Genomic DNA, 26253 nt, shown 5'->3' with positions numbered 1-26253 from the left:
CGTGTCTGGCGGTAGTGTCGTCGTCTGCCGACCAGTACGGACGACAGTGGGGACCCCTGGTGGACCATGAAGGTCGAAGCAGGCATCGAGATGGGCCGTACGCGCAGGTCAGGGCTGTAGCCGTCGTCCTGGCCACAGCCCTCTTGAAAACCGTCGTGGCAGCGATGTCACCGAGGGTTCGAATCCCTCAGCCTGTCCTACCCGGATCCCACCCTGACCAGCGTGTGCGGCCAAACAGCGGACCACTACCGTGGTCATTCCTGGTTTCACCGTTTTATGCGTCCTCGGATGGCGAGTGCAGCAAGGCCGAGCAGCACGGGCTCGAAGAAGCGTGAAGCCATTTCGATGTAACCGCCGGCTGTTGTCAGGTCCTGACCGCCGGAGCGAAAAACGACTGAGTTGAGGGTAACGCTCAGGGATTTGTCGAAGCGTTCGCTGGTGAAGCGATTGCCGGTGGGGTTTATCGGATCGTCCTTGTCGATCTGGAATGTGACCCTGCCCCCGCTGGGTGGAACTATTCCTGTGGCTTCCTGTTTGGGGGAGTCCTGTGGCAGGCCGAAACCCATCATCAGGAGCACAGTCGTCATCATTGCCAGGGCGAGCCAACTCAACGCGCGAGAGGCACGTAGCCCGTAGCCGGACACCAGCCAGTACGCCTGAAGCAGCCAGCGTTCTACCTCGCCCCACTTACGGCTGAGGCGGCGCATTTCCATTTCGCCATAGTAGAAGTCGGCAGCCCCCGGCTCATCCTTCGCGTCCTCACGAGCTTTGCGGAGCTGACGGTAGCTAGATTCAATTGAACGGATATCCTTGGGCAGAAGATTTGAAAATCCGTCAGCTTCCCATAGATGTGATTCACTCGACCACCGGTCGCCACCTGTCGGAGTCCTCTGCTGAAGCCTCCACCTCCTTTCTTCGTAAATAACTCTACGTTTTGCGTATATCCAGACATCCGGAGTGGTGTCGAGTCTGATATCGCCCTCGATTTGTATCTGGTCTAGATGGTGAGTGCCGGAGAAGAGGCATTGGCGCAGGTCAACGTCAACAAGAAGGAGCATGGAAGCATCGACGCCTTGGAGAGAGGCGAGCTGAGGATTCTCGCTAAGATGCTCGTACTCGATCAACTTTCCTTCCGGAGGCGAGAAAAGTTTCAGTTCGCCAGCGGTAATGGAACTCGGCCGTTCAATGTATGCACCCGTGAGATCGATGCGGGCAAATCGAGCCTCAATGGTGAAGCCATCGTTGAATCGTGCTCCGCGATAAGATATAGCGGGGGCTGAAATGTTCAGGTGATGCCTTTCGGTGAATGTCGTGTGATCAAAAGACACAAAGTCCTGGCAGACGAAAGTCCCGCCCATACCTGGGCCCGTCAACTCTGTATTATCAAAAGATATGTTGCCGCTGACGGTGGTCTGATGCAGGTCAATCGCGCGTATTTTGCCGTTCGCGAATGAGGTGTGCAGATTGAAGTCCGCTTGAAAGAATGTGGCAGTTCCTTCGATCAGTACCTGATCGAAGGAGGTCATGCTCCCAAAGTGTGCGTTGGAAAAATCCACGTCGCTAAATTTTGATTGAGAAAACATTGACACCTCGAAAGTGCAGCCCCTGAAGTCTGCTCTGTTTACGAATGTGCACATAATAAAGTTAGCTTGTTTGAATGTGGCACCCTCAAATCTTGTTTCGCCCGTAAAGGTGTTTACGTAAAACGAGACATCATCTTTAAATGACGCTTTCGTGAAGTCTATAACTCCGGAGAAGTTTAGATTTTCAAACTTTACGGACTCTCGAAATGTTGCACCGGTGAAAATGAGGGAGCCGCTGACCGTGTCGCCGTCGCGTACGGAATCCACGATTTTGGCAAGATCTGACCGGCTTATTTCTGTTCCTCGATGGATTGCGCTATTTCCAGGTTCTAGTCCCTGGAAGTATGCTTCCCGCTCGTCAGGATTCAGGTGCGGCAAGCAGGTTGCGAACGGCTCGACTTTCTGGCCTAAACATCCAACCTGATTAAATTCGGGGTCGGCGCCGATGCCGCAATGCGGCCACGGTGGCGGTTCATGGCCCTGCGAAGACTCGCTCATGCACCTACTGATACCCCATCCTCGGCTGAAGTTGTGAGAGTTGACGGATACTGTCTCATTAGCCGCATGGCCGTCGGTCGGTTGTTGTGGAAGGGCAGTTCTAGGCTCTAGCGGCCAACCTGTGATTAGAGTCGGTCCAGGTACCAGTCCTTCAAGGCGAACGATCTTGAAAGTCGTTACGGCAACGCACAACCTTGGGCACTGGTGACAGCAACCGCGACAGCAACGACGGCACAGGCCCCCAGCCGACAGCTCGCGCCGAACACCGTGTGAAACGGCCGCCAAGGCTCGCACCAGGCCGTTGCCCGAACCTACGGATCAAGAGGTTTACGGCATGGCCGAGGGTGAGGTGACCGGTCTACGAAGGGCTCTTTAGGCCTGCGGTGGACGGGGGCGCGGAGGGGGCCGGGGCGACGCAGAACTCGTTGCCCTCTGGGTCAGCCATCACTATGTGGTGTCCGTCGAACTTCTCCAGGACCTTCCCACCTGCCTTCACCAGCCGCTCGGACTCTGCTTCGATCCGCGCCCAGCGCTCGCCAGGGCTGCCGTTCCCTGGCACCCGGACATCGAGATGAAGCCGGTTCTTCGCTGTCTTCGGCTCGGGGACCGTGAGGATGGAGAGCCTGGGGCCGACCCCGTCGGGATCGCAGAGCCACGCACCGTCGTCCGCAGAATCGTCCTCCGGGAGATCGAACTGCGCGAGCCATTCCTCGCGAGTCTTGAAGGGAGCGGGTGGTGGCTCGTCGATGTACCCCAGGGCCGTCTTCCAGAACTCGGCGAGGAGCTTCGCGTCCGTGCAGTCAAGGGTCAGGTCGATTCCGGCTGCCATATCAGGACCGTACTGCGCGCCGCTGACAGGCGTGGACGAGCCCGAGCACTTGCTGCGTTGACCCCTGGTGGACCACAAGGCCGTCCGTGGGTAGTAAGAGGGCTGATCCACGCAGGGGAGGAGCGTAGCTGTCGTTCCGACCACAGCCCTCTTGAAAACCGGCGTGGCCTGACGGCAGTTGTTGACGGCAACAGGTGTGCACATCGTCGTACCGCCAGGCCCGTCCGTGCACCGGACGGGCCGGGGTGAGGTGTCATCGGACTGATCACCACACCAGCGTGACGAACTTGTAAAGCGAAGGTCGTCGGTTCGAACCCGACAGTCGGCTCTGTGCCCGAGCACGGACAACGCCCCGGACGGCCTCCCGTCCGGGGCTTCTGACATCTCCGGCCGACATCAGCCACCGTGAGCGCTGCGCCCCACTGCGCGGGCGATCCAGACAGCGGCGGTGACATGCTGAGCCCTGTGTCGGCGAAGAGGGGTGGGCTCATGCGGTGGACTGTCCATGGTGAGCGGCAGATCTACAGCAACCCGTGGGTGAACCTGTGGCTCGTGGACGTCCAGCAGCCCGATGGGCGCCGCTGGGAGCACCACGTGGTGCGGATGCGGCACTTGGCCGTCGCCGCTGTGGTCGATGAGCAGAAGCGGGTGCTGATGATGTGGCGGCATCGCTTCGTCACCGACGCCTGGGGCTGGGAGCTGCCCATGGGCCTCATCGAGCCCGACGAGACCCCGGAGCAGGCCGCCGCGCGCGAGGTCGAGGAGGAGACGGGCTGGCGGGTGGAGGCGGTCAAGCCATTGGTGTACGCCCAGCCCGCGAACGGGATCACCGACTCCGAGCACCATGTTTTTCGCGCCGACGGCGCGACGTACATCGGCCCGCCGACTGAGCAGAACGAATCGGACCGCATCGAGTGGATCCCGCTCCCGGAGATCCGCGGAATGATCGACCGCCGCGAGATCGTCAGCAGCGGCAGCCTGGTCGGCCTGCTGTACCTGCTCCTGGACGAGGCCACCAAGCCCGGTGTCCAGCCCAACACCTCACGCATGCGCTGCTCGAACCTGATGACCGATGTTTCGCGGGAGTAGGGCGTCAGCCGACGGTGGAACTCGTGGATGTGTCGCACGACCCGAGGTGAGTCGATGACGGCGGTGAGGTCGAGCGCGAGCCCCGCGCTGCCGCAGGCGTCGTCGACCACCACGTGACAAGGGGAAGCCATGCTCCCGATGACCACCCGTACCCCCCCAGCAGCCTGCTGCGCGGCAATGGAAGGTGCAGTTGCCGTCCACGCCCAGATCCGTCCGCCTCGCCCGCGATCAGGCAGGCAGAACGCTCCACGATTGGGGCTACGCGCAGGAAACCATCGACCGGCTGCTCCTGGTGTGCAGCGAACTGGCCACCAACGCCGTACGCCATGGCCACGAGCGCGATCACCTCTTCGAAGTCCGTCTCCACGACGAGGGCGCCAGTTGCCTCGTCCAAGTCTCCGACGCGGCAAGTCGTCGTCTGCCCCACTGCGTGAAGGCCGAGGAGGACGACGAGCACGGCCGCGGCCTCGAACTCGTATCGGCGCGGCACGGCGTTCTGGGGCGAGCGTGGCCGCCTCGCACGATCGGCAGCTGTCGGTGGGCAGGTGCGGGTAGTAGTCGGCCATGGCAGGAGATCTGTGGACGCCGCTGGTTTCGATGGTCGGTGTGGGTGTGGGAGGGGCGCTGACGTATCTGACCCAGCGCACGACGCAGCGGGCGGCCGACCGGGCTGAGGAACAACGACGGGCTGCGGCGCTGGCGGAGGAGCGACGTGCCGAGCAGATCAGGACCGTGCTGGAGTTCATTCGGTTCGCCCTGGAGGCCGAAGGTGTGGCTCATGCACGACCGTCCCAGTGGGAGGTAGGTGATGAGTGGTACCGGACGGCCAGGCCAGCGATGGACGGTCTGCGTATAGCCGAGAACGGTGTCCAACTGCTGTGCCCGCCCGGCCTTCACTCATCGACGACCGCTTACGGCCGTGCCTTGAACCAGGCAGTCTGGCAGGAGGGCGACGGGACGAGCCTGGCCGAGCGCCTGGAGCCGTTCAAGGCGGAGTTCCTCGCCATTGCACGCCGCAGCCTGAGCTGACATCGCAGGTCACAGCCACTCGTGCCATCCTCAGATGCGCCCGGGGTCGGTGGCTGGTGGCGATCGGCCTCCGAGCCTTGAACAAGCCGTTTCGGAGGTTTCCCGAGCTTCTGCCATGAATGATCGGGTGCAAAAGCGAACGCGTACGGGACAGGTTTGTGGACCTACGACGTGCGATCGGCCGACAGCAACGCGTATCAGCAGCAGCGATTTATTACGGCGGGCACGGCACATGGAGGGGTGACCTGGAGGACTCGACGATCGAGTGCCGTGACGCTGCTGGGCTCGCAGAGATCCGCTCGGAACTGTTGTCCGTGTACGCCGAGGTGCACACGGATCGGCTGGGCGATGAGTTCCACAGCGTGGAGCGCTTCCGTCGTGCGCAGCTCATGGTCGACTCTGTATGCCGGTCACCGGGGGTCTTCGGCGACGATCTCGCCGATCAGGCTTTGGACGCGGGCCCGGATCTCGTCGCGGATCGGTCGTACCGCCGCGACGCCTTGGCCGGCCGGGTCGTCGAGCTTCCAGTCCAGGTAGGTCTTCCCGGGGAAGTACGGGCAGGCGTCGCCGCAGCCCATGGTGATGACGACATCGGAGGCTTGGACCGCTTCGGCGGTCAGGACCTTCGGGATCTCTGCCGCGATGTCGATGCCGACTTCCGCCATCGCCTCGACCACGGCGGGGTTGACGTGCTCGGCGGGTGCCGAGCCCGCGGAGCGGACTTCGATGTGGTCGCCCGCGAGGTGGGTGAGGAAGGCGGCGGCCATCTGGGAGCGGCCCGCGTTGTGGACGCAGACGAACAGCACGGACGGCTTCTCGCGCTTCTGGGGGTCAGACATGGGCGGCGCCTTCCTCGTTGGGCGTGCGCTCGGTGGCCTCGGCGGTGGGTTGGGGGAAGCGGCGGCGGGCGGCCAGGGCGACGTGGACGAGGCCGATCAGGACGGGGACCTCGATGAGCGGGCCGACGACTCCGGCCAGGGCCTGCCCGGAGGAGGCGCCGAAGGTGGCGATGGCGACGGCGATGGCGAGTTCGAAGTTGTTGCCCGCAGCGGTGAAGGCCAGCGTGGTCGAGCGGGGATAGTCCAGGCCCACGGCCTTGCCCAGTGCCATGGATCCGGCCCACATCACGGCGAAGTAGATCAGGAGCGGTACCGCGATCCGTGCCACGTCCATCGGTTGTGAGGTGATCGCGTCCCCTTGGAGGGCGAACAGGAGCACGATCGTGAACAGCAGCCCGTAAAGCGCGAAGGGGCCGATCCTGGGGATGAGCTTGGACTCGTACCAGGCCTGGCCCTTGGCCTTCTCGCCGAGCCGTCGGGTGAGGAAGCCGGCCGCCAGCGGAATGCCGAGGAAGATCAGCACGCTGCGGGCGATCTCCCACACGCTGATGTCGAGACCGGTCTGTTCCAGGCCGAGCCAGCCGGGCAGCACGGTGAGGTAGAACCAGCCGAGCGCGGAGAAGGCGATCACCTGGAAGACGGAGTTCAGAGCGACGAGGACGGCGGCGGCTTCACGGTCGCCGCAGGCCAGGTCGTTCCAGATGATGACCATGGCGATACAGCGGGCCAGGCCGACGATGATGAGGCCCGTCCGGTACTCGGGCAGGTCCGGCAGGAGGAGCCAGGCGAGCGCGAACATGATCGCCGGGCCGAGGACCCAGTTCAGTACGAGCGAGGGGATCAGCAGGCGTCGGTCCCGGGTGACCGTGTCGAGGCGGTCGTAGCGGACCTTGGCCAGGACCGGGTACATCATCACCAGCAGGCCGAGCGCGATCGGCAGGGAGACGCCGGTGACGGTCACCTTCGCCAGGGCGTCGCCGAGCCCGGGAACGAGCCGTCCCAGGCCCAGTCCGGCGGCCATCGCCAGCAGGATCCACACCGCGAGGAAGCGGTCCACGAACGACAGGCGCGCGGCAACCGGCGCGGTCATGGTCTCGGCGGTCATCAGGCGTCCACCGCCGTCCCGGCACGGTCGGGCAGCGGTTGCCCGGCGGGGCGGGTGAGGATGCCGGCGAGCCGGTCGGTCATCTCCGGTAGCAGCCAGTAGTAGACCCAGGTGCCCCGGCGCTCGCAGTCGATCAGCCCGGCCTGCCGCAGCAGCTTCAGGTGATGGGAGATCGTCGGCTGCGAGAGGTCGAAGGCAGGGGTGAGATCACAGACGCAGACCTCGCCCCCGGCCCGGGAAGCGATCATCGACAGCAGCCGCAGCCGGATCGGATCGCCCAGCGCCTTGAACACCTTCGCCAGCTCGACGGACTGTGCCTCGTCCAGGGGAGCGGTCAGCAGTCCTGGGCAGCAGCCGTCGACGCCGTCTTGGCCGAGCACCGTGAGGTCTTGTTTCGACATGCTTCTATGTTGACGTCTTTCGATCCAAGGCGCAATCTTGAATCGAAGGACATCGATGTAACGAGATGGGGGACGGTCATGTCTCGTGTTCAGCTCGCCCTTAACGTGCCCGACCTTGACGCTTCGGTGGAGTTCTACTCGAAGCTCTTCGGTGTGGAGCCAGGTAAGCGCCGTCCGGGCTACGCCAACTTCGCGATCACCGAGCCGCCGCTGAAGCTCGTCCTGATCGAGGGCGAGGCGGGCCAGGAAACCCGGCTGGATCACCTCGGCGTCGAGGTGACTTCCGCCGACCAGGTCAGCGCCGCCACCGATCGCCTCAAGGACGCAGGGCTCGCCACTTTCGAGGAGAACGACACCTCGTGCTGCTACGCCCTCCAGGACAAGGTCTGGGTCCACGGCCCGGGCAAGGAGCCCTGGGAGATCTACGTTGTGAAGGGCGACGCCGGTCAGATGGGCAAGAGCGCGGCACTCGACACCGCCGACGCATGCTGCGCCGGCGAGCCTGCGCCGACGGAGGCCCCCCAGACCGCCACGAGCAGCGAACACTGAGGCAACGACCGGACCCGTTTGGCGGCACACCAGGTGAGGGCGCGATCACCTGTCGTTAGAAAGAGAACGTCATCTAGCCATCCCGGTTCACCAGCATGACCGCTGATGCCGGTGATGCGCCGCTTCACTCCAGCGCTGAGGAAGGCGTAGCGATGAGGTTCATTTCGCGGTCCGGCGCCATGACCGTCGCGGTCGGTGCGGGACTCTCCCTCGCGGTCCTGCCGACCGGGTCGGCCAGTGCCGCCCAAGATATTCGAGTGGGGTGCAACGACATCCCCGGCCTGGTGAATGCAATCAACCAGGCCAACGCCAACGGTGGTCGCATCACGCTTGCATCCCGCTGCACCTACACACTGACCACGCCGGACAACCCGGACGATGGGCTTCCCGAGATCACCGGGGATGTCACCATCTCCGGCAACCGCTCCACCATCCGACGCGACCCGGACGCCACGGACAGCTTCCGCATCTTCCACGTGGTGTCCGGTGGCACGCTCACCCTGAAGTCGCTCACGGTCAGCGGCGGCGTCAGCAGCGACTCTGGCGGCGGAGCCCTCAACGAGCGGGGCACACTGAACCTGAACAACACCGTCTTCAAGGACAATTTCGCGGTTACCGGTGGTGGCGTCTCCAACAACGGCGGACAGCTCCACCTCGACCGCACCACCGTCGAACGCAACACCGCGGCCAGCTTCGGCGGCGGAGTCCTCAACACCGGTAACGGCACACCCACCGGTAACGGCACCATGACGATGAAGGGCGGGGCCCTGATCAAGAACCGAGCCGTCACCAGCAATGGTGGCGGTCTGGAGAATCAACTGGGCACCGCGACCCTGGAGTCCGTATCGATCAGGGGCAACACCGGCATTGAGGGTGGTGGCATCCGCAACGTGAACACCTCCACCCTGAATGTGAAGTCGACCACCCTCAAGGACAACATCGCCGTGAGAGGCGCGGGCCTCTCAAACCTCGGCCCCAACGCCACCGCCACATTGGTCGACAGCCTGATCACACGCAACACGGCGATCACCGCTGGCGGCGGCATCGACAACCAGTCGGGCGGTCAGGTGACGCTCACCCACACCAAGGTCGTCAACAACACCCCTGACAACTGCGCCCCCGAAGGCAGCGTCCCCGGATGCACCAACCCCACCGGGACTCTTGACCTGCCCCCCACTCAAGGTCTCCAGTCTGACGACGACGTCGAAGACCCCGAGTGAGCCGCTTGGCCCGAACTGCGGCCATGAGTTCCTGACCACAACGACGCAGAAGGGCGGGGCCCACTCACCGGGTCCCGCCCCTCTGCGCGCGTCCGGCTGCCCACTGAGCCGCCGGTCGAGAGGTCCGCGCCCGGGATGCGTCCGCTCGCCGACCGCGCGCTGTACGAGTCGGTTCACCAGGCTTGACGTCGGTGGGGTCTCAGTGCTTTGGGCCGAGCCTGAGCAGCAGCTCGGTCAGCTCTACCGGCATCGTGATCATGCAGTCGTGGCCGGTCGGCAGTTCCCACACCTGGGCCGGGGTGCCGTTGGGCTGTATCGGGGGGACGGGGCGCCGGGCGTAGGCTTCCGGCTTGCCGGTGACGCAGTGGATGTGCGTCCGGGGGATCGCGTCCGTGGCCGGGTTGTCCAGGCGGACCGGTTGCTGGAGGCAGCGCACCGGCTGATCCGACAGCAGGCTGCGGAGCCACGCGGCGTCCGCCGGGTCGGTGACCCCGAACAGGCCCGCGGGCGGCGGCAGCTCGGGGAGTGGCGGGACTCGCCAGCCGCTGTCGGACGCGACGGCGAGGTCGATCAGGCCTTGGGTGACGGGCATGATGTCGGCCGCGCTCTCGCCGTCCTCCGGGACCATCGCGTCGAGGTAGACCAAGCGCGCGATCCGGTCCGGGATCTGGTTGGCCACCGAGGAGATGACGAGCCCGGCGTAGCTGTGGCCGACGAGTATCACCTCGGTCAGGTCCTCCTCGGTGATCAGGCCGACGATGTCGTCGACATGTGTGTCGAGCCCTACCTCGGGGCCGAGCAGATGCGCCTTGTCGCCGTAGCCCGTCAGCGACGGCGCCAGCACCCGGTGGCCGGCCGATGTCAGCAGCGGGACCACCCGCTCCCAGCATCGGCCGCTGTGCCAGGCGCCGTGGATCAGTAGATACGTGGACATGGGCTGCTCCTCGCCGTGGATGTCCGGGTCGCTGATCAGGCTGGTGCCCGGGCTCCGGGCGGGCCAGGGTCCCCGCGGTCCTGGGGGTGACAGGGCCAGGCCCGTCGCGAGAAGACGCATTACGGTCGAGGCATGACCGGCGAACCGAACCTGCTGGGCGACTACGTGCGCGCCCGCCGTGAGCTCGTCACCCCTGAACAGGCCGGTATCCCCGCCTTCGGGCCACGGCGCGTGCCGGGGCTGCGCCGGGAAGAGGTCGCGATGCTCGCGGGCATCAGCGCCGACTACTACCTGCGCCTGGAGCAGGGCCGCGACCGCAACCCCTCCGTGCAGGTCCTGGAGTCCCTTGCCCGGGTGCTGCTGCTCGACGACGACGCTACGGCGCATCTGTTGCGGCTGGGCGCCGGCAGGCCCCGTCGGCGTCGGGCCCGGCCTCCGGAGGAGACCGTCCCCGCGGGCACCGCCAAGCTCGTCGCCACGCTCCCGCTGCCCGCGTACGTCGAGGGCCGCTACTTCGACGTCCTCGCCGCCAACGTCCTGGCGACCGCGCTGTCGCCGCGCCTCGTGGCGGGGGCCAACCGTCTGCGGGACCTGTTCCTCGACCCCGCCGAGCAGGCCCTGTATCCGGACTGGGAGAACGCCACCACAGGACTGGTCGCCGGTTTCCGCGAGTCCGTCGGCACCGACACGGACGACCCCCGGTTCATCGAGCTGGTCGGCGAACTCTCCCTCGCCAGCCCCCGCTTCAGCCGGCTCTGGGCCCGCCACGATGTGCACGTATGCGAAGGCGTACCCATGCGCATCGATCACCCGCAGGTCGGTGGCCTGCTGCTCAACCGGGAGCGGCTGGGCATCGGCGGTACGGCGGGGCAGACCCTCGTCGTCCACCACCCGGACCCCGGCACCGACAGCGCCGAGAAGCTGACGCTCCTCGCCTCCGCCATCCGGCAACGGGTACCGACCGGTTGACGGCGGGCGTATGGTGGAGGGGAAACGCATCAACGCCTTGCCCTGGAGCGTGAGTTGGGCGGGCCGAGCGGGGGAAGAAAGGTGCGTGCCCGATGACGATCGGGCTCCTCTCCACGATCGTTGCCGTCTTCTACGGGGCCACGATCTCGATTCTCGCCCTTACTGCGACCTTCGCGCGGCGCCGCTCGCTGCGGCGTGAAGCGCGCAGCACCCTTGCCGTCCTGGTGCCGGGGAGGGCGGTGGAATCGCAGCAAGTGGACGGCGTGGCGGTAGGGCCGAGCAGCTGAGGGGCTACGGAGAAGCCGGAGTCAGTCGTGGTGGGCGCCGTCGAGGATGTTCTCGCGGCCCCAGGCGCCGAGGGGGGCCAGGGCCTCGTTGAGCGAGGTGCCGAGCGCGGTCAGCGAGTACTCGACGCGCGGCGGCACCTCGTCGTAGACCTCGCGGTGCACGATGCCGTCCAGCTCCAGTTCCCGTAGCTGGTCGGTGAGGACCTTCTCGGTCACCCCGGGCAGCCCCCTGCGCAGCTCGCCGAAGCGGTGCGGGCGGACCTCGAGCGCCCAGAGGATCAGGACCTTCCACTTGCCGCCGATCACGTCCATCGCCGCGTCGATCCCGCATTCGTACGAGCCCGGTCGCCGCGTGGTCCGCATGCCCAACCCCTCCACCTCGTCGCTCACGCCAGAGTAACCACCCACTCCGAAGTGGGTACTTGAGTATCCCAGCGCCCAGCGACGAGCCTGAGCCGCATGAGAGATGACGGAAAGAGGATCACCGTGCTCGGCCTCGGCGCGATGGGCACCGCGATGGCTCGTGCGTGGCTGGACGCGGGGTACGAGGTGACGGTGTGGAACCGCACCGCGAGCCGTGCCGAGCCGCTTGCCGCCGAGGGGGCGACGGTCGCGGCGACGGTGGGCGAAGCGGTGGCGGCGAGCGATCTCGTGGTCGTCTGCCTGCTCGACGATGCCTCGGTCGAGAAGGTGCTGGACGGCGCTGACCTAAGGGGCAAGGACCTCGTCAACGTCACCACGAGCACCCCCGGCCGGGCCCGTGAACGCGCCGCGTGGGTGGAGAGACGCGGCGCCCGCTATCTGGACGGCGGGATCATGGCCGTGCCGCCGATGATCGGTTCCGCGGAGTCCGGCGCGTACGTCTTCTACAGCGGGTCGTCGGAGCTGTTCGCGGCGCACCGCGACGCGCTGGCCGTCCCGGCGGCCACCCGGTACGTCGGCGTGGACCCCGGTTCGGCCGCTCTGCACGACGTGGCGCTGCTGAGCGCCATGACCGGCATGTTCGCCGGGGTGTCGCACGCCTTCGCGCTCATGCGCGGTACGGAGGCCGCCCCGCGGGAGTTCGCGGCACTGCTCATCGAGTGGCTCACCGCCATGGCCCCGTACGCGAACGGGGTCGCCACGCACCTGGAGACCGGCGACTACACCCTCGGTGTGACGTCGAACCTCGCCATGATGGTGGAGGGCAACGGAACGCTGCTGCGCACCGCCGAGGAGCAGGGCGTGAGCGCGGAGCTGCTGAGCCCGTTCATGGCGCTGATGGAACGCCGTCTCGCGGCGGGACACGGCGACGAGGGGACGACCGGGGTGATCGACCTGCTGCTTCGCTGAGACGGAAGGCTGAGACGGAAGCGGGTCAGGCCGCGCGGCCGAAGGAGCGGAGTCTGGTGAAGGAGGACTCCAGCCCGCGCTTCAGCAGCCGCGCCGCCGGGCGTTCCACGAAGCGGTGCACCAGCCAGCTCAGGGCCAGGAAGCCGGAGATGACGAGGGCGAGGAGCAGGCGGGGGTCCATGGTGTCGTGCAGGCGGCTGAGCAGCGATACGCCGGCGACGTAGTGCATCAGGTAGAGCGGGTAGGTCAGACAGCCCGCGGTGACCAGCCACTTCCAGCGGATGCGGTCGGTGAAGCCGAGCGCGACGGCCACCATGATGAGCAGGAACACCGTGAAGATCAGGACGGAGCCGCGCCAGCTGGAGACGTCTTCGAACGCGACCCGCATCGCCAGTTCGCGCTGGCCCATCAGCCACGCCATGGCGAGGATGCCCCAGAGCAGCAGGTCCTGGCCGAAGCGGTGCATGAGGTAGAGGGCGAGGCCCGCGATGAAGTACCAGGCGCCGCTGGGGTCGGCCGCCAGGACCAGCAGCGGGAACTTGGACACGGGGGCGAGCATCGCGGCCGCGCCCCATACGCAGCAGAAGACGACGACCCTGCGGTAGGTCAGGCCCATGGCGACCACGACCATGAAGAGCAGGTAGAAGCGCAGCTCCGACCAGAGGGTCCAGTAGACGAGGTCGACGTCGGGCACGTCGGAACCCGACTGCAGCATGGTGAAGTTGAGCAGGATGTCCCGCCCCGGGGGCCGTTCCCATACGCCCGGCAGGACGATCATGGAGACCGTGGTGAAGGCCACGCCGACCCAGTACGCCGGGTAGAGGCGGATCACGCGGGAGACGAAGAAGTCCTTCGGCGTGCGGCCCCAGCACGACATGCAGATCACGAAGCCGCTGATCACGAAGAAGATCTCCACGCCGATCCAGCCGAAGGACGCGAAGTGGAACAGCGTGGGCATGATCTCGGACGCGGGGCGGCCCCAGATCGCGTTGCCCGGCTGGTTGGCCCGGTTGGTGCCCGCGTAGTGGTGCAGGGCCACCATGAGCGCGGCGACCAGGCGGATGCCGTCGACGACGTACAGCCGGGGCCGGGCCCGTCCGACGGTGGCCACCTTGCGCGTCGGGGCCGTCCGCGGTGGGGCCGTCCGCGGCGGGGAGTCGCTGCCGGCGCGCCCGGCCACGGCGGTCCCACCGCGTCCGGGCGAGTCGACGGCCGGGGGAAGCGGCTGCTGAAACCTGACCTGCATCAGACCTGCGTCATCCTCACGAGGGGGAACCGACGGAACCTCGGGCTCAACGGCCACGGGCGGCTCACGCTACGGCCGCCGAAGCCGGCCCAGCCCGGACAGACGGCGGCAATTCGGATAACGCGGAGCCGTCGTTCCAGAAACCCTCGTGGATGCGCCGCGCAGTGTTCTCCGACGCTTCATCCACTCGGCGGTTCGCGAGGCGGACAAAGGTCGTCCGGGGCGTTCAATTTCCGCTTCCGGGGCGAGGGGAAACGATCAATAGAGGTCAGAGGCGTGTGGCGGATGGGACGCGGGCGTAGGCTCGCGAACGGCGATCGCTTGATGGTGTGTTCAGGAGATTTGGTGATGACCGAGCAGTCCTCCTCCGCCCAGGACGGGCCCCTGATCCCGATGCCGGTCCTCACCCCGTCGGCCCTGCGGGCGGCGGTCGCCCGGATCGCGCCCGGGGAGCTGCCGGCCTTCGTCGAGCATCTGGACCGGGCCGTCGAGCAGGCCGCGCGGAACGGCACGATCTCTCCGCTGCGTACGTTCCTCCAGTGGTGGGGTGAGTTCGTCGCGATTCAGCGGTATCCGGCCCGGGCCGCGCGGCTGCGGGAGTTGGAGGTCGTGGCGGAGGAGGCGACCAACCGGGAGGCGCTGGGGTCTGCGCTCGCCGAGATGCGGCAGATCATGGACGCGGCGCATCGGGAGACGCCCGCGGTAGGGCGATAGCCGCCTCGCGCATGGCCGAGGGGTGTCGGCCATGGTGCGCGTCCGCAGAGCACGGCGGGCCGCACGACACCCCCTGGGGGCGCGGGAGTGTAGGGGGAAGCCGGGCGCGGTGTGGGCGCTTTTGTGCACTCCTGACGAACGCAGTTTTTTGCAGCAGGCAAAGTTTAGTGTTTCGCGTACTCCAGCACCCCCCCACCAGGAGGCACGATGACAACTCACGGGCGTGGCAGCCGCGCAGCATCGAACCGCAGCCGCATGATGGCCGGCGGTGTCGCCCTGGCGGCGGTGGTCGCGGGGGCGGGGATCTGGGTCTCCCAGGCGGATGACGGGGGGAGTCAGTCGGTGACGGACAGCGGCATGCCGTCCGCGCACGGTGGGGCCGGGGCGGCCGCCGCGTCGGGGGCGGAGGCCGCCAACTCCGGGCCGCTGAGCGAGCTGGACAAGACGTTCCTGGTCAAGGTCCGGCAGGCCGGGCTGTGGGAGATCCCGGCCGGGCGGATGGCGCAGAGCCAGGCCTCGAGCGAGGCGATCAAGCGGGCCGGGACGCATCTCCTCGACGGGCACAGCAAGCTCGACCAGCTGGTGCGGGAGGACGCGAAGGCGCTGTCGTCGCCCATACCGGACGAGGCCTCGGCCGAACAGCAGGAGTGGGTCAAGCAGTTGAAGGCCGCCGACGGCGAGAAGTTCGACCAGCTCTTCGTCGATCTGCTGCGCGCCTCGCACGGGAAGATCTTCATCACCATCGGCGAGGTCCGCGCCGCCACCAAGAACCATCTGGTCCGGCGGCTGGCCCAGGTGACCAACGACACCGTGATGGACCACATGACGGTGCTGGAGGACACCGGGCTGGTGACGGACGCGGTGCTGGACGATGTCGGGGCCAGCGTGCCGAAGTAGGGCCCCGGTGAGCCGCTTGGGTCAGGGGATCAGTACCACCTTCCCCATCGTCGCCCGCGTCTCCAGAGCCCGGTGCGCCGCGGCCGCCTCGGCGAGGGGGAAGCGGTGTACGGACGGTACGAGGCGGCCGGCCGCCGCCTCCGCGAGCGAGCGCTCCTCCAGGGTGCGCATGGGGTCCGGACCGCCCGCCTTCTCCAGCATCGGCGGGCCGAGGACGGACCGCGAGGTGATGCCGCGCGCCGCCAGTTCCGCCTCGGTGAACTCCAGCGGTCCGCCGCCGTGCAGACCACCCGACGACCAGCCGAAGACGAGATGGCGGCCGCCGGGAGCGAGCAGGTCCACGGCCGCGCGGCCCGGTTCGCCGCCCACCCCGTCGAACAGGACGGTGGCGGGACGGTCCGCATCAAGCGCGATGCCGAGCGCGGTGCGTACGTGCTGTGGCCAGGCCGGGTCGTCGTAGTCGACGGCGAGATCCGCGCCCAGTTCGCGCACGCGCGCCAGCTTCGCCGGGCCGCCCGCGAGCCCCACGACGGTGGCGCCCGCGTGCTTCGCGTACTGGACCAGGAGCTGGCCGATGCCGCCCGCCGCCGAGGTCACCAGGACCACGTCGTCGGCCGACAGCTCCGCGAACTGCAGGATGCCCATGGTCGTACGCCCCGTACCGATCATGGCGACGGCCTGGGCCGCGTCCAGTGCCTCCGGTATGACGTGCAGCTTGGCGGCATGCGTCACGGCCAGTTCGGCGTAGCCGCCGGGGACCATGCCGAGGTGGGCGACGACGCGTCTGCCGAGCCACGCCGGGTCGGTGCCCTCGCCCAGGGCCTCCACGGTGCCCGCGACCTCGCGGCCGGGGATGGTGGGCAGCTCGGGGGCTGCGTGGACGGCCGTGGTCAGGCCCTCGCGCAGGGCGGTGTCCAGCAGATGCACCCCGGCGGCGGCGACCGCGATGCGCACCTGGCCGGGGCCGGGCTCGGGGTCGTCGGTCCGCTCGTACGTCAGGTTCGCGGCGGGGCCGAAGGCGTGCAGGCGTACGGCGTGCATGGCGTCTCCCGGAGGCTTGAGGCGCACCGTGTGGTGGTGGTGCGCGGCATGCCGTCAGCCTCCGACTTCAACCTTGGTTCAAGTCAAGGGTCCGTGGGGCAAGGGTCCATGCGCTCAGACGCGGGGGAAGCGGGCCTGGAGGTCCCAGATCGCCGGGTTGTCGCCCAGCCCCTCGTGCATGTCGACGAGGTCGGCGATCAGGTCCTGGAGGAAGTCGCGGGCCTCGCGGCGCAGGGCGGAGTGCTGGAAGGTCAGCGGCGCCTCTTCGAGCGGTACCCAGTCGGCGGTGATGTCCACCCAGCCGAAGCGGCGCTCGAAGAGCATGCGGTCGGCGGATTCGGTGAAGTCCAGCTCCTCGTGGATGCGGCGGGCGGACCGGTTGCCGCGCGGGTCGCGGTCCAGCCGTTCCACGATGTCGCACAGGGCCCACGCGAAGTCGAGCACCGGAACCCATCCCCAGGCTGTGGACAGTTCGCGGTCGGCCACGGTGTCGGCGAGATAGACGTCGCCGCAGAACAGATCGTGGCGCAGTGCGCGGGTGTCCGCGCTCCGGTAGTCCGTCTGCGGCGGGTCCGGGAAGCGGCGGGAGAGGGAGTAGCCCAGGTCGATCACGGGGTTGATGGTGTCATGCGGGGCCTGGTCGATACGGCGGCAGGGGCGCCCGGGTGGTGGGGCCGGGCGCCCTCGGCGTCATCGCTTCGACGTCGTCTCAGTGGCCGCGCGCGATCCACTCCTCCAGGTGCGGCGCCTCGTCCGCGATCAGGGTCGGGTCGCCGTGCCCGGTGCGGACGACGGTCTGCGGCGGCAGGGCGAACAGCCGCTCCCGGATGGACTCGATGATCGTGTCGAACGAGGAGTACGAGCGCCCGGTGGCGCCCGGCCCGCCCTGGAAGAGGGTGTCCCCGGAGAACACGGTGGTCAGGGCGGGGGCGTGCAGGCAGACCGCGCCGGGGGAGTGGCCGGGGGTGTGCAGGACGCGCAGCTGCGTACCGCCGACGGTGAGCACGTCGCCGTCGGCCAGCGGCTTGTCCGGGGCGCGGTCGGGGTGGCGCATCCGCCACAGCACCTCGTCGTCCGGGTGCAGCAGGATCGGGGCGCCGGTGCGGTCGGCGACGTCCGGGGCAGCGTCGATGTGGTCGTCGTGGCCGTGCGTACAGATGACGCCGAGCAGCCGGCGGTCGCCGATGGCCTCGACGATCGCGTCCGCGTCGTGGGCGGCGTCGATGACGTACACCTCGTGGTCGTCGCCGATGAGCCAGACGTTGTTGTCGACGTCCCAGGTGCCGCCGTCCAGCGAGAAGGTGCCGGAGGTGACCAGATGGTCGATGCGTACGGGCGGAGGGGCCATCGCGGTGTCACCACCAGGGATCATCAGAGCATCACCACCGAGCGCAGGACGTCGCCGCGGTGCATCTTGTCGAACGCCGCCTCGATGTCGTCGAGCCCGATGGTCTCGCTGACGAAGGCGTCCAGGTCGAGCCGTCCCTGCTGGTAGAGGTCGATCAGCAGGGGGAAGTCGCGGGAGGGCAGACAGTCCCCGTACCAGGAGGACTTGAGGGCGCCGCCGCGTCCGAAGACGTCGATCAGCGGCAGTTCGAGCTTCATCTCCGGGGTGGGCACGCCGACCAGGACGACGGTGCCGGCCAGGTCGCGGGCGTAGAACGCCTGCTGGTACGTCTCGGGGCGGCCGACCGCCTCGATCACCACGTCCGCGCCGTTGCCGTCGGTCAGTTCGCGGACGGCCTCGACGACGTCGGCGGTCTTGCCGTTGATGGTGTGGGTGGCGCCGAGGGAGCGGGCCTGCTCCAGCTTCCGGTCGTCCACGTCCACCGCGATGATCTTCGCGGCGCCCGCGAGCCGGGACCCGGCGATCGCGGCGCCGCCGACTCCGCCGCAGCCGATGACCGCGACCGCGTCGCCGCGCCCGACGTTGCCGGTGTTGATGGCGGCGCCGATGCCGGCCATCACACCGCAGCCGAGCAGCCCGGCGGCGGCCGGGGAGGCGGCGGGGTCGACCTTGGTGCACTGGCCCGCCGCGACGAGCGTCTTCTCGGCGAACGCGCCGATGCCGAGGGCGGGGGTCAGGGCGGTGCCGTCGGTGAGCGTCATGGGCTGGGACGCGTTGTGGGTGTCGAAGCAGTACCAGGGGCGGCCGCGGCGGCAGGCCCGGCACTGGCCGCACACCGCGCGCCAGTTGAGGATGACGTAGTCGCCGGGGGCCACCTCGGTGACGCCGTCGCCGACGGACTCCACGACGCCCGCCGCCTCGTGCCCGAGGAGGAACGGGAATTCGTCGTTGATGCCGCCTTCCCGGTAGTGCAGATCGGTGTGGCAGACGCCGCACGCCTGGACCTTCACCACCGCCTCGCCGGGGCCGGGGTCCGGCACCACGATCGTCTCGATGCGGACCCGTTCGCCTTTGCCGGGGGCCACCACGCCGCGTACGTGTTGAGTCATGGGAGCAGCGTAAGGGCCGATCAGCGGCTACGACAGGAACTCAGGGTGACCGCATCGGGCCGCACCGGCATCGCCGGTGCGGCCCGTTCCGCTTACCGCGGGCAGGTGGGTCGCCGCGGGGCGGGAGGTGGGGCTACTTCACGTTGATCGCGGTCCAGGTGGCGGCCACCGTGTTGTACTCGGTGCTGCTCGCCCCGTAGAGGTCGCGCGCGGCGTTGAGGGTGGCGGTGCGGGCCTGCGCGTACTTGCTGGTGGAGGTCAGGTACGTGGTCAGGGCCTTGTACCAGATCTTGATGGCCTTGTCGCGGCCGATTCCGGTGATCTTCGAGCCGTCGTACGTCGGGCTGTTGTAGCTCACGCCGTTGATGGTCTTCGCGCCGCTGCCCTCGGACAGCAGGTAGAAGAAGTGGTTGGCGGGCCCGGAGGAGTAGTGGACGTCGACGTTGCCGAGCGTCGAGGACCAGTAGTCCTTGGACGCGCCGTCCTTGCTCGGCTTGTCCTGGTAGCGCAGCGGGGTGCCGTCGCCGTTGATGTTGATCTTCTCGCCGATGAGGTAGTCACCGGCGTCGGAGGAGTTGCCCGAGTAGAACTCCACCGCGGTGGCCATGATGTCCGAGGTGGCCTCGTTGAGGCCGCCGGACTCGCCGCTGTAGTTGAGGTTGGCGGTGGCGGCGGTGACGCCGTGGGACATCTCGTGGCCGGCCACGTCCATCGAGGTGAGCGGGTTGGAGTTGCCGGAGCCGTCGCCGTACGTCATGCAGAAGCAGGAGTCCTGCCAGAAGGCGTTCACATAGCTGTTGCCATAGTGGACGCGGGAGTACGAGCCCACGCCGTTGTTCTTGATGCCGTTGCGGCCCAGGAAGTTCTTGTAGAAGTCCCAGGTCTCGGCCGCGCCGTAGTGCGCGTCCACGCCCGCGGTCTGGCGGCCGCCGCCCCAGACGTCGTCGGCGTCGGTGTAGAGCGTGCCGGTGCCCGACGACCCCTGGTTGAGGTCGTAGGTCTTGTGGTTGCCGCGGGTGGAGTCGGTGAGGCTGTACGTGGAACCGCTCTTGGTGGTGCCGAGGGTGACCGTGCCGCTGTACTTGCTGGTTCCGGTGCCGGTCTCGACGGCCTCGTTCTCGGCCAGCTTCTTGCCGGTGGCGGCGTCGGTGATGACGTGCAGCTCGCTGGGCGTGCCGTCCTTCTGGGTGCCGGTGACGACGGTCTCCCAGGCGAGGACGGGCTTGCCCGACTCGGCCCAGACCACCTTGCGCGGCGCCTTGGCCTTCTCGCCGGAGTCGGACGCGGTCGCGGCCTTCAGCGCCGCCTTGGACGCGGCGGAGGCGGACACCGCGGCGTCCGTGCCGGGCACGGCTATCGTCGCGCTGGTCGCCTTGGTGACGGTACGGGCGCCGCTGGGCTTCTCGTGGACGACCAGATCGCCGCCGAGGACGGGCAGCCCGTCGTAGGTGCGCTCGTAGCGGGTGTGCACGGTTCCGTCGGCGTCCTTGATGACGTCGCGGACGAGGAGCTTCTCCTTGGCCCCGAGCCCCAGGTGGTCGGCCTGGGCGGAGGCGTCGGCCTGCGCCGCCTTGATGGAGGCGGTGCGCTCCGCGGGGGTCAGCTGCAGCGCGGTCGCGCCTGCCTCGCGGGAGTTGTCCGGCTGGGCGGTGGCCGAGCCGGTCTGGACGCCGATGACGACCATGGCGGCGGAGGCGACGAACGCGGCCGCGCGGATGGCCTGCTTGCGGGGGGAGGAAGCGTGAGGTCTCACTCGGTCTCCTTGCTGAGGGGCCGCGGGATCGCGGCCCTGCGTAGGGGGTGCGGACAGCCGTGGGTGGGCCGCCCGGTCGAGCAGGAGTGGTGCGTGAGGTGCCAAATGCGAACCAGGGCTACCGCGGAGTCAGGAATGACGCGCGGTGAGCCGAGCAGAGATTGTCATCGAACGATCCGTTCTGACAGGTGCGTAACAAGAATTTGACCGTTCGTTATTCAAGCAGGGCAAATTTCGGTCAGTCAGGCATGGCGTGGCAATGCCCGGTTGATGCGTACGTATCCGGAAATACGGCGAGGGCCGCCCCCTGGGGTGGGGGCGGCCCTCGCCGCGTGGAGCGCTGGGAAGCTCGAGCGCTGGGAACCTCAGACGTTGACGCCGAAGTCCTGCGCGATGCCGACCAGGCCCGAGGCGTAGCCCTGGCCGACGGCGCGGAACTTCCACTCGGCGCCGTTGCGGTACAGCTCGCCGAAGACCATGGCGGTCTCGGTGGCGGCGTCCTCGCTCAGGTCGTAGCGGGCGATCTCGGTGCCACCGGCCTGGTTGACGATACGGATGAACGCGTTCCGCACCTGGCCGAAGTTCTGGCTGCGGGACTCGGCGTCGTAGATCGAGACCGGGAAGACGATCTTGTCGATGTCGGCGGGCAGGCCCGCCAGGTTGACGTTGATCTGCTCGTCGTCGCCCTCGCCCTGACCGGTCACGTTGTCACCGGTGTGGACGATGGTCTGGTCCGGGGTGGCCTTGTTGTTGAAGAACACGAAGTGCTGGTCGGAGTAGACCTTGCCGTTCGCGTTCACGGCGATGGCGCTCGCGTCCAGGTCGAAGTCGGTGCCCGTGGTGGTGCGGACGTCCCAGCCGAGGCCGACCGTGACGGCGGTCAGGCCCGGTGCCTCCTTGGTGAGCGAGACGTTGCCGCCCTTGGACAGGCTTACAGCCATGGGGAGTCCCTTTCGTGGTCTCGATGGTTCGAGTCGGCGGGCTTCGTCCTTCAGGCTCCGGGCGAAGTCGCCGTCATCCTCCACAACGCCATCAGGGCACCGGCAGGTTCCAGATACCTTTACTTTCTTTGCCAAACCCTGATGGGTGTCCCGTGGGCCCCGCCCCGCGCCCCGCCAAAACGGGATGACGGCGCGGGGGTCGGCAGGTGACCATGGAGCCATGTCCGGGCCCTATGTCATCCGTGGTTCGGTCTCCCTGCCGGAGGCCGAGCTGATGTGGCGTTTCTCCCGGTCGTCCGGGCCCGGCGGACAGCACGTCAACACGAGTGACACCTCCGTCGAGCTGCGCTTCGACCTGGCCGCCACCGTCGCGCTGCCGCCCGTATGGAAGGAGCGCGCGCTGCAGCGGCTGGCCGGGCGGCTGGCCGACGGGGTGCTCACCGTACGGGCGTCCGAGCACCGTTCCCAGTGGCGCAACCGCGAGACGGCCGCCGTCCGGCTCGCCTCGCTGCTCGCGGAGGCGAGCGCGCCGCCGCCCAAGCCGCGCCGCCCGACCCGGATCCCGCGCGGCATCAACGAGCGCCGGTTGCGGGAGAAGAAGAAGCGGGGCGACACCAAGCGCGGTCGTTCGGGACGCGGCTGGGACTGAGGGGACGCGGCTGGGACTGAGGGACGGGGACGGTCCCTCCTGTCCGAGAGTGCGAGGGTGCGGCAGCGGCTATTCGAGGGTGCGGTAGCGGCCGCGGAAGTACGTCAGCGGGCCGCCCTCCGTGCTCGGGGTCGCCGCCGACAGCACCCGGCCGATCACGAGGGTGTGGTCACCGGCCGGCACTCGCTGCTCGGTGCGGCACTCGACCGTCGCCAGCGCCCCGGACACCAGCGGAGCGCCGGACTCCGCGCCGCGCGTCACGGCCATGTCCGCGAACAACAGCCTGTCGCTGATGCGCCCCTTCATGGCGAATCGTCCCGCTGTGGTCCGTTGACTCTCCGACAGGACCGACACCGCCCAGAGCGGCTGTCGTTCGAGCAGCTCGTCCAGCCGGGAGCCGTTGCGAACGCTCACCATCGCAAGCGGCGGGTCAAGTGACACCGACATGAACGCGGTGGCCGTCATGCCGACGTCCTCACCGCTCGGCCCCTCTTCCGGGTCGTGCGCCGTCACCAGCACCACGCCCGCCGCGAGCCGCGACAGTGCGGCGCGGAAGTCGTCCTCACTCACCCCACCAGCATGCGGGACGGCGGGCCCGGCCGGGGTCGGGGCGGGGGCGGGAGCGGAAGGCGTCGTCTGAAACACGTTCTACACGCTAGTCAGGTCGCGCCGCCCTCCGCATCGGGCCACCGGACCAGTCCGGACGTAGGTCTGCGGCCGTAGGCGGCCCGCTTGCGGAATTTGCTTTCAGAAAAAAATAGGAGCGCTCCCACCCGGTGCTGGCGGGCCGCGAACACGGTCTGTGACATGAGTCACAGCAGCCGGTAATTGTTGACCCTGTGTACCGGGTGGGCAGCTCGCTGTGATTCAGTGGCCGTTGGCAATCGGACGACAAAGGAAGCCAGGAGTTGCTGTCGAGGTCTCGGGGGAGTGCGAGCGATGGAGGCCGAGTCGGAGCCCTATATCCGCCTTGCGACCCTGCGGCAGCTGCATCAGGTGGTCGCCGACCTGAACACCGCGCGCAGCCTCGCCGACACCGTGCAGACCGTCGCCGACGGCGTCATAGCCGGGCTCGGCTACGAGCTGTCGGCCGTCAATCTGGTCCGTCCGGACGGTGACCTCGTGGTCGCCGCCGTGGGCGGCAGCGCGGGCGCCGAGGCGCTGATGGCCGGGCGGGTCGGCTCCCGCGCCTCCTGGGACCGCCGGCTGTCGATGGGCGACCGCTGGGGCGATCTGCGCTTCATCCCGCACACCGAGGGCTGGGTCCTCGACGATGACGACGTGCCGCAGTGGCACACCACCGGCCCCGAGCCCCGCTTCGCCGACGAGTGGCACTCCAGGGACCGCCTGTTCGCCCCCCTGCACGCGGCGGGCGCCTCCGGCGGCGAGCTGATCGGAGTCCTCTCCGTCGACAAGCCGCGCAACGGGCGCCGCCCCGGCGCATGGGGGCGCGAGGCGTTGCAGATGTACGCCTTCCACGCCGCCATCGCGATCGGCAACGCCCGGCTGCGCGGCAATATGCAGCGCGCCCTGCTGCGCCTGGAGCGCGAGCAGCAGGCCCTCCGGGCCAGCGAGGAATCCTTCCGCCAGGCGTTCGAATACGCGCCCAGCGGCATGGCCATCGCCGAGATGGGCGGCGACCAGAACGGCCATCTGCTGCGCACCAACGACGCCCTCTGCCGCCTGCTGGGCCGCCCCGCCTCGGCGATGCGCCGCTACTCCTTCGCCGACCTCGTCCACCCCGAGGACATCGGCACACTGCTGCGCACCTCCCACGAGGGCGGCCGCTCCGAGCTGCGGCTCGCCCGCCGCGACGGCACGTACGTCTGGGTGTCGCTGCGCAACTCGGTGGTCGCCGACGCCGCCGACGGCCCGCGCTTCCTGCTCACCCACGTCGAGGACATCGAGGAGCGCAAGCGCCATGAGCTGGCCCTCGCCCACCGCGCCAGCCATGACTCGCTGACCGGCCTGCCCAACAGCGCCGAGCTGCGCGCCCGCCTCGGCAGCAGGTTGTGCGCCCATCCGCCGCCGGGGGGCCGCGCGGAGTTCGCCGACGGGCCGCGACCCGCGGACGGCGGTGAGGGGGTGACCCTTCTCGCCGAAGGCTTCCCGCCCGGCTTCGACCAGTACGAGAGCTTCGGCTCCCGGCCCCCGCTCGCCGCGGGCGGCGTCCAGTTCGACCACCATGTGCACACCTTCGCGCCCAATGAGGACGACGACGTCGACGACGGCCACAAGGGGCTCGCGGTCCTCTTCTGCGACCTCGACGGCTTCAAGTCGATCAACGACCGGTTCGGCCACCACGCGGGTGACGCGGTCCTCATCGAGGTCGCCCGCCGGCTCACCAGCGGGGTGCGGGACGGCGACACCGTCGCCCGGCTCGGCGGTGACGAGTTCGTCGTCCTCGCCGACGGCCTCGGCCGGGCGGACGCCCAGGACCTGGCCGTCCGGCTGCGCAACGCGATCCTGCCGCCCATCCGGGTCGACGGCCGTGCCGTGCGCGTGGGGGCCAGTTTCGGGATCGGCTGGGCGGGCTGCGGCATGTCGGCCGAGGAGGTTCTGCAATCCGCCGACCAGCGCATGTACGTCGAGAAACGGTCCCGTTCGAAGGAGCGCAGACGAGCCGGGTGAGGTCCGTGCGGGCCTCGGCCGGGACGGGCGGCAGCCCGCCCCGCCCCGATCGAGGTACGCTGCGTCGATGCGGCCCTGCCGCCGACAGTGAACCGATCATGAATATTGGCCATCCGGATAGCCCACGCCCTGTTGAGGCCCTGTCGGCCCTGATATGAGCTGTCGTGGCGCGTACGCACACCTGAGCGCCGATGGCCATATGCATAGGGGAGTGACCAGGGATGACGGCCGGCAACAACGGCTCGGACACACCGGAGAACGACGACCCGTTCGCCTATCTGTACCGCTCGGAGGGCGATCAGGGTGGACAGGGCGGACAGGGTGGCCAGTCGGGTCAGCCGGGTCCCGCCCGTACCGGTGGGTACGGCTACCCCGGCCCGGCCGGCCGGCAGCAGCCGGGGGTGCCCCGCACCTCGTACAACCACGTCCGCGCGGTCGGCGAGCGCAACTACGGCCAGCAGATCCCGAACCAGCAGCCGCAGGGTTACGGCCAGCAGGGCCAGCAGGGGTACGGGCAGCAGAACGCCCACTACGCCGCCCCCGAGACGCTGCCCGGCGGCGGCAGCCCCCGCCAGCCCGCCCCCGCCCCGCGCGGTGGCGGCCGGGGCCCCAACAACCGCGGGCTGCTGATCGGCGCCGTCGCCGTGGTGGCGGTGGTCGTCGTCGGCATCGGTGTCGCGATGCTCACCAACGGTGACGACAAGAAGGACCAGGGCGACCAGGCGGGCGGGAAGCCCACGGCGGCGTCCAGCGTCGAGCCCAGCGGCAAGCCGGAGCCCTCCAAGAAGCCTGCCGGGAAGCTGCCCAAGGAGGACGCGGCCAGCATGCAGCTCGGCGGCGGCGCCGCCCCGGCGAGCGACGTCAAGGGCGCCAAGGGCAAGGGCGGCACCTACGTCAGCGGCTTCAACACCCCGGGCTCCTCGGCGACCTGGAACGTGGACGTCGACCGGGCCAAGGCGTACAAGCTGTACGTGCGCTACGGCGTGCCCGGCGAGGACCAGTCCCTGTCGCTGACGGTCAACGGCAAGAAGTCGGACCGGCCGATCAGCATGAAGAACTTCTCCAACGCGCCCAAGGGCGACTACGAGAAGGGCTGGACGTACTCATGGTCCATCGTGCAGCTCAGCCAGGGCAGCAACACGATCACCCTGTCGTGCGGCGACGGCGACAAGTGTGACGTCAACCTCGACCAGATGTGGCTGAAGCGGGGCTGAGGCAGGCCCGGCGGCGGGTCCGTCCCGCCGTCGCTGCCCGTACGGC

Annotated in this window: 28 protein-coding genes; 13 read left to right on the top strand and 15 right to left on the bottom strand. The window is 68.4% G+C overall.

Features of this window, described 5'->3' with window-relative positions; genetic code table 11:
* Positions 1–266 precede the first annotated feature (266 nt).
* Both ACFZCY_RS00780 and ACFZCY_RS00775 read right to left on the bottom strand, forming a co-directional pair.
* Positions 267–2081: a pentapeptide repeat-containing protein gene (locus tag ACFZCY_RS00780; RefSeq protein ID WP_391168339.1), complete on the bottom strand. Its 1815-nt coding sequence runs from the start codon at positions 2079–2081 to the stop codon at positions 267–269.
* A gap of 358 nt (positions 2082–2439) precedes the next feature.
* The gene (locus tag ACFZCY_RS00775; protein ID WP_391168337.1) at positions 2440–2910 is read right to left on the bottom strand and encodes a VOC family protein; all 471 of its coding nucleotides are present in this window, start codon (positions 2908–2910) and stop codon (positions 2440–2442) included.
* Between the two features lie 489 nt (positions 2911–3399).
* Here ACFZCY_RS00775 and ACFZCY_RS00770 point away from each other — a divergent pair, with 489 nt between their 5' ends.
* The 3 genes from ACFZCY_RS00770 (at position 3400) to ACFZCY_RS00760 (ending at position 5028) form a co-directional block, all read left to right on the top strand.
* A complete protein-coding gene (locus ACFZCY_RS00770; RefSeq protein WP_391168335.1) occupies positions 3400–3999 on the top strand; it encodes an NUDIX domain-containing protein in 600 nt (199 codons plus the stop codon).
* Positions 4000–4183: 184 nt separating this feature from the next.
* Positions 4184–4627, top strand: coding sequence for an ATP-binding protein (locus ACFZCY_RS00765; protein WP_391168333.1), 444 nt, complete (start codon positions 4184–4186; stop codon positions 4625–4627).
* Positions 4564–5028, top strand: coding sequence for a hypothetical protein (locus ACFZCY_RS00760; RefSeq protein WP_391168332.1), 465 nt, complete (start codon positions 4564–4566; stop codon positions 5026–5028). The genes ACFZCY_RS00765 and ACFZCY_RS00760 overlap by 64 nt, the downstream gene beginning before the upstream one ends.
* Before the next feature lie 410 nt (positions 5029–5438).
* Here the strand turns inward: ACFZCY_RS00760 and ACFZCY_RS00755 are convergent, their stop codons facing one another.
* Genes ACFZCY_RS00755 through ACFZCY_RS00745 form a run of 3 tightly spaced genes read right to left on the bottom strand, consistent with a single transcriptional unit; the run spans position 5439 to position 7373 of the window.
* Positions 5439–5867 (bottom strand): arsenate reductase ArsC, encoded by a 429-nt coding sequence (locus ACFZCY_RS00755; protein ID WP_391168330.1) that lies wholly within the window; start codon positions 5865–5867, stop codon positions 5439–5441.
* Positions 5860–6972, bottom strand: a complete 1113-nt coding sequence (gene arsB, locus ACFZCY_RS00750; protein ID WP_391168329.1) for an ACR3 family arsenite efflux transporter — start codon at positions 6970–6972, stop codon at positions 5860–5862. Before arsB ends, ACFZCY_RS00755 begins: the two co-directional genes overlap by 8 nt.
* Complete coding sequence (locus tag ACFZCY_RS00745; protein ID WP_391168327.1) at positions 6972–7373, bottom strand: metalloregulator ArsR/SmtB family transcription factor; 402 nt, start codon at positions 7371–7373, stop codon at positions 6972–6974. Before ACFZCY_RS00745 ends, arsB begins: the two co-directional genes overlap by 1 nt.
* A 78-nt stretch (positions 7374–7451) precedes the next feature.
* Here ACFZCY_RS00745 and ACFZCY_RS00740 point away from each other — a divergent pair, with 78 nt between their 5' ends.
* On the top strand, positions 7452–7922 hold the full coding sequence (locus ACFZCY_RS00740; RefSeq protein WP_391168325.1) for an ArsI/CadI family heavy metal resistance metalloenzyme: 471 nt from the start codon (positions 7452–7454) through the stop codon (positions 7920–7922).
* 95 nt (positions 7923–8017) lie between these two features.
* Positions 8018–9142 carry a hypothetical protein gene (locus ACFZCY_RS00735; RefSeq protein ID WP_391168323.1) on the top strand — a complete coding sequence of 375 codons (1125 nt, stop codon included), beginning with the start codon at positions 8018–8020 and terminating at the stop codon, positions 9140–9142.
* A 199-nt stretch (positions 9143–9341) separates the two neighbouring features.
* Here the strand turns inward: ACFZCY_RS00735 and ACFZCY_RS00730 are convergent, their stop codons facing one another.
* Positions 9342–10076, bottom strand: coding sequence for an alpha/beta fold hydrolase (locus ACFZCY_RS00730; protein WP_391168321.1), 735 nt, complete (start codon positions 10074–10076; stop codon positions 9342–9344).
* A 132-nt stretch (positions 10077–10208) separates the two neighbouring features.
* On the opposite strand from ACFZCY_RS00730, the gene ACFZCY_RS00725 reads away from it, so the two are divergent.
* Both ACFZCY_RS00725 and ACFZCY_RS00720 read left to right on the top strand, forming a co-directional pair.
* Entirely contained in the window at positions 10209–11045 is an 837-nt protein-coding gene (locus ACFZCY_RS00725) for a helix-turn-helix domain-containing protein (RefSeq protein ID WP_391168319.1), read from the top strand.
* Between the two features lie 92 nt (positions 11046–11137).
* On the top strand, positions 11138–11332 hold the full coding sequence (locus ACFZCY_RS00720; protein WP_391168317.1) for a hypothetical protein: 195 nt from the start codon (positions 11138–11140) through the stop codon (positions 11330–11332).
* Between the two features lie 21 nt (positions 11333–11353).
* Here the strand turns inward: ACFZCY_RS00720 and ACFZCY_RS00715 are convergent, their stop codons facing one another.
* Positions 11354–11695, bottom strand: a complete 342-nt coding sequence (locus tag ACFZCY_RS00715) for a winged helix-turn-helix transcriptional regulator (RefSeq protein ID WP_391169352.1) — start codon at positions 11693–11695, stop codon at positions 11354–11356.
* 96 nt (positions 11696–11791) lie between these two features.
* On the opposite strand from ACFZCY_RS00715, the gene ACFZCY_RS00710 reads away from it, so the two are divergent.
* A complete protein-coding gene (locus ACFZCY_RS00710) occupies positions 11792–12664 on the top strand; it encodes an NAD(P)-binding domain-containing protein (RefSeq protein ID WP_391168316.1) in 873 nt (290 codons plus the stop codon).
* A gap of 25 nt (positions 12665–12689) precedes the next feature.
* On the opposite strand, the gene ACFZCY_RS00705 is transcribed toward ACFZCY_RS00710, so the two are convergent.
* A complete protein-coding gene (locus tag ACFZCY_RS00705) occupies positions 12690–13910 on the bottom strand; it encodes an acyltransferase family protein (protein ID WP_391168314.1) in 1221 nt (406 codons plus the stop codon).
* A 348-nt stretch (positions 13911–14258) separates the two neighbouring features.
* On the opposite strand from ACFZCY_RS00705, the gene ACFZCY_RS00700 reads away from it, so the two are divergent.
* Together ACFZCY_RS00700 and ACFZCY_RS00695 are read left to right on the top strand one after the other, a co-directional pair.
* Entirely contained in the window at positions 14259–14624 is a 366-nt protein-coding gene (locus tag ACFZCY_RS00700; RefSeq protein ID WP_391168313.1) for a DUF6247 family protein, read from the top strand.
* A 207-nt stretch (positions 14625–14831) separates the two neighbouring features.
* The gene (locus ACFZCY_RS00695; protein ID WP_391168311.1) at positions 14832–15521 is read left to right on the top strand and encodes a DUF4142 domain-containing protein; all 690 of its coding nucleotides are present in this window, start codon (positions 14832–14834) and stop codon (positions 15519–15521) included.
* A 21-nt stretch (positions 15522–15542) separates the two neighbouring features.
* Here ACFZCY_RS00695 and ACFZCY_RS00690 read toward each other — a convergent pair whose 3' ends face one another.
* The 6 genes from ACFZCY_RS00690 to ACFZCY_RS00665 form a co-directional block, all read right to left on the bottom strand.
* Positions 15543–16562, bottom strand: a complete 1020-nt coding sequence (locus ACFZCY_RS00690) for a zinc-binding dehydrogenase (RefSeq protein WP_391168309.1) — start codon at positions 16560–16562, stop codon at positions 15543–15545.
* A 114-nt stretch (positions 16563–16676) separates the two neighbouring features.
* Positions 16677–17174: a hypothetical protein gene (locus ACFZCY_RS00685; protein ID WP_391168308.1), complete on the bottom strand. Its 498-nt coding sequence runs from the start codon at positions 17172–17174 to the stop codon at positions 16677–16679.
* Positions 17175–17271: 97 nt separating this feature from the next.
* A complete protein-coding gene (locus ACFZCY_RS00680) occupies positions 17272–17910 on the bottom strand; it encodes an MBL fold metallo-hydrolase (RefSeq protein WP_391169351.1) in 639 nt (212 codons plus the stop codon).
* 23 nt (positions 17911–17933) lie between these two features.
* On the bottom strand, positions 17934–19019 hold the full coding sequence (locus ACFZCY_RS00675) for an S-(hydroxymethyl)mycothiol dehydrogenase (RefSeq protein WP_391168306.1): 1086 nt from the start codon (positions 19017–19019) through the stop codon (positions 17934–17936).
* Between the two features lie 133 nt (positions 19020–19152).
* Positions 19153–20772, bottom strand: a complete 1620-nt coding sequence (locus ACFZCY_RS00670) for a M4 family metallopeptidase (protein WP_391168304.1) — start codon at positions 20770–20772, stop codon at positions 19153–19155.
* A 365-nt stretch (positions 20773–21137) separates the two neighbouring features.
* Positions 21138–21713 (bottom strand): TerD family protein, encoded by a 576-nt coding sequence (locus ACFZCY_RS00665; protein ID WP_361473401.1) that lies wholly within the window; start codon positions 21711–21713, stop codon positions 21138–21140.
* A gap of 220 nt (positions 21714–21933) precedes the next feature.
* Here ACFZCY_RS00665 and arfB point away from each other — a divergent pair, with 220 nt between their 5' ends.
* Positions 21934–22362: an alternative ribosome rescue aminoacyl-tRNA hydrolase ArfB gene (gene arfB, locus ACFZCY_RS00660; protein WP_391168301.1), complete on the top strand. Its 429-nt coding sequence runs from the start codon at positions 21934–21936 to the stop codon at positions 22360–22362.
* Between the two features lie 69 nt (positions 22363–22431).
* Here the strand turns inward: arfB and ACFZCY_RS00655 are convergent, their stop codons facing one another.
* Positions 22432–23007 (bottom strand): flavin reductase, encoded by a 576-nt coding sequence (locus ACFZCY_RS00655; protein ID WP_391168300.1) that lies wholly within the window; start codon positions 23005–23007, stop codon positions 22432–22434.
* Positions 23008–23301: 294 nt separating this feature from the next.
* On the opposite strand from ACFZCY_RS00655, the gene cdgB reads away from it, so the two are divergent.
* Together cdgB and ACFZCY_RS00645 are read left to right on the top strand one after the other, a co-directional pair.
* Positions 23302–24993, top strand: a complete 1692-nt coding sequence (gene cdgB, locus ACFZCY_RS00650) for a diguanylate cyclase CdgB (protein WP_391168298.1) — start codon at positions 23302–23304, stop codon at positions 24991–24993.
* A 221-nt stretch (positions 24994–25214) separates the two neighbouring features.
* Positions 25215–26207, top strand: a complete 993-nt coding sequence (locus tag ACFZCY_RS00645) for a CBM35 domain-containing protein (protein WP_391168296.1) — start codon at positions 25215–25217, stop codon at positions 26205–26207.
* The last annotated feature ends 46 nt before the right edge of the window (positions 26208–26253 follow it).

Origin of the sequence: Streptomyces sp. NPDC007983 (genome assembly GCF_042958345.1) — a bacterium.
Classification (GTDB): Bacteria; Actinomycetota; Actinomycetes; order Streptomycetales; family Streptomycetaceae; genus Streptomyces.
This window is presented reverse-complemented; position numbering and strand designations above follow the sequence as displayed.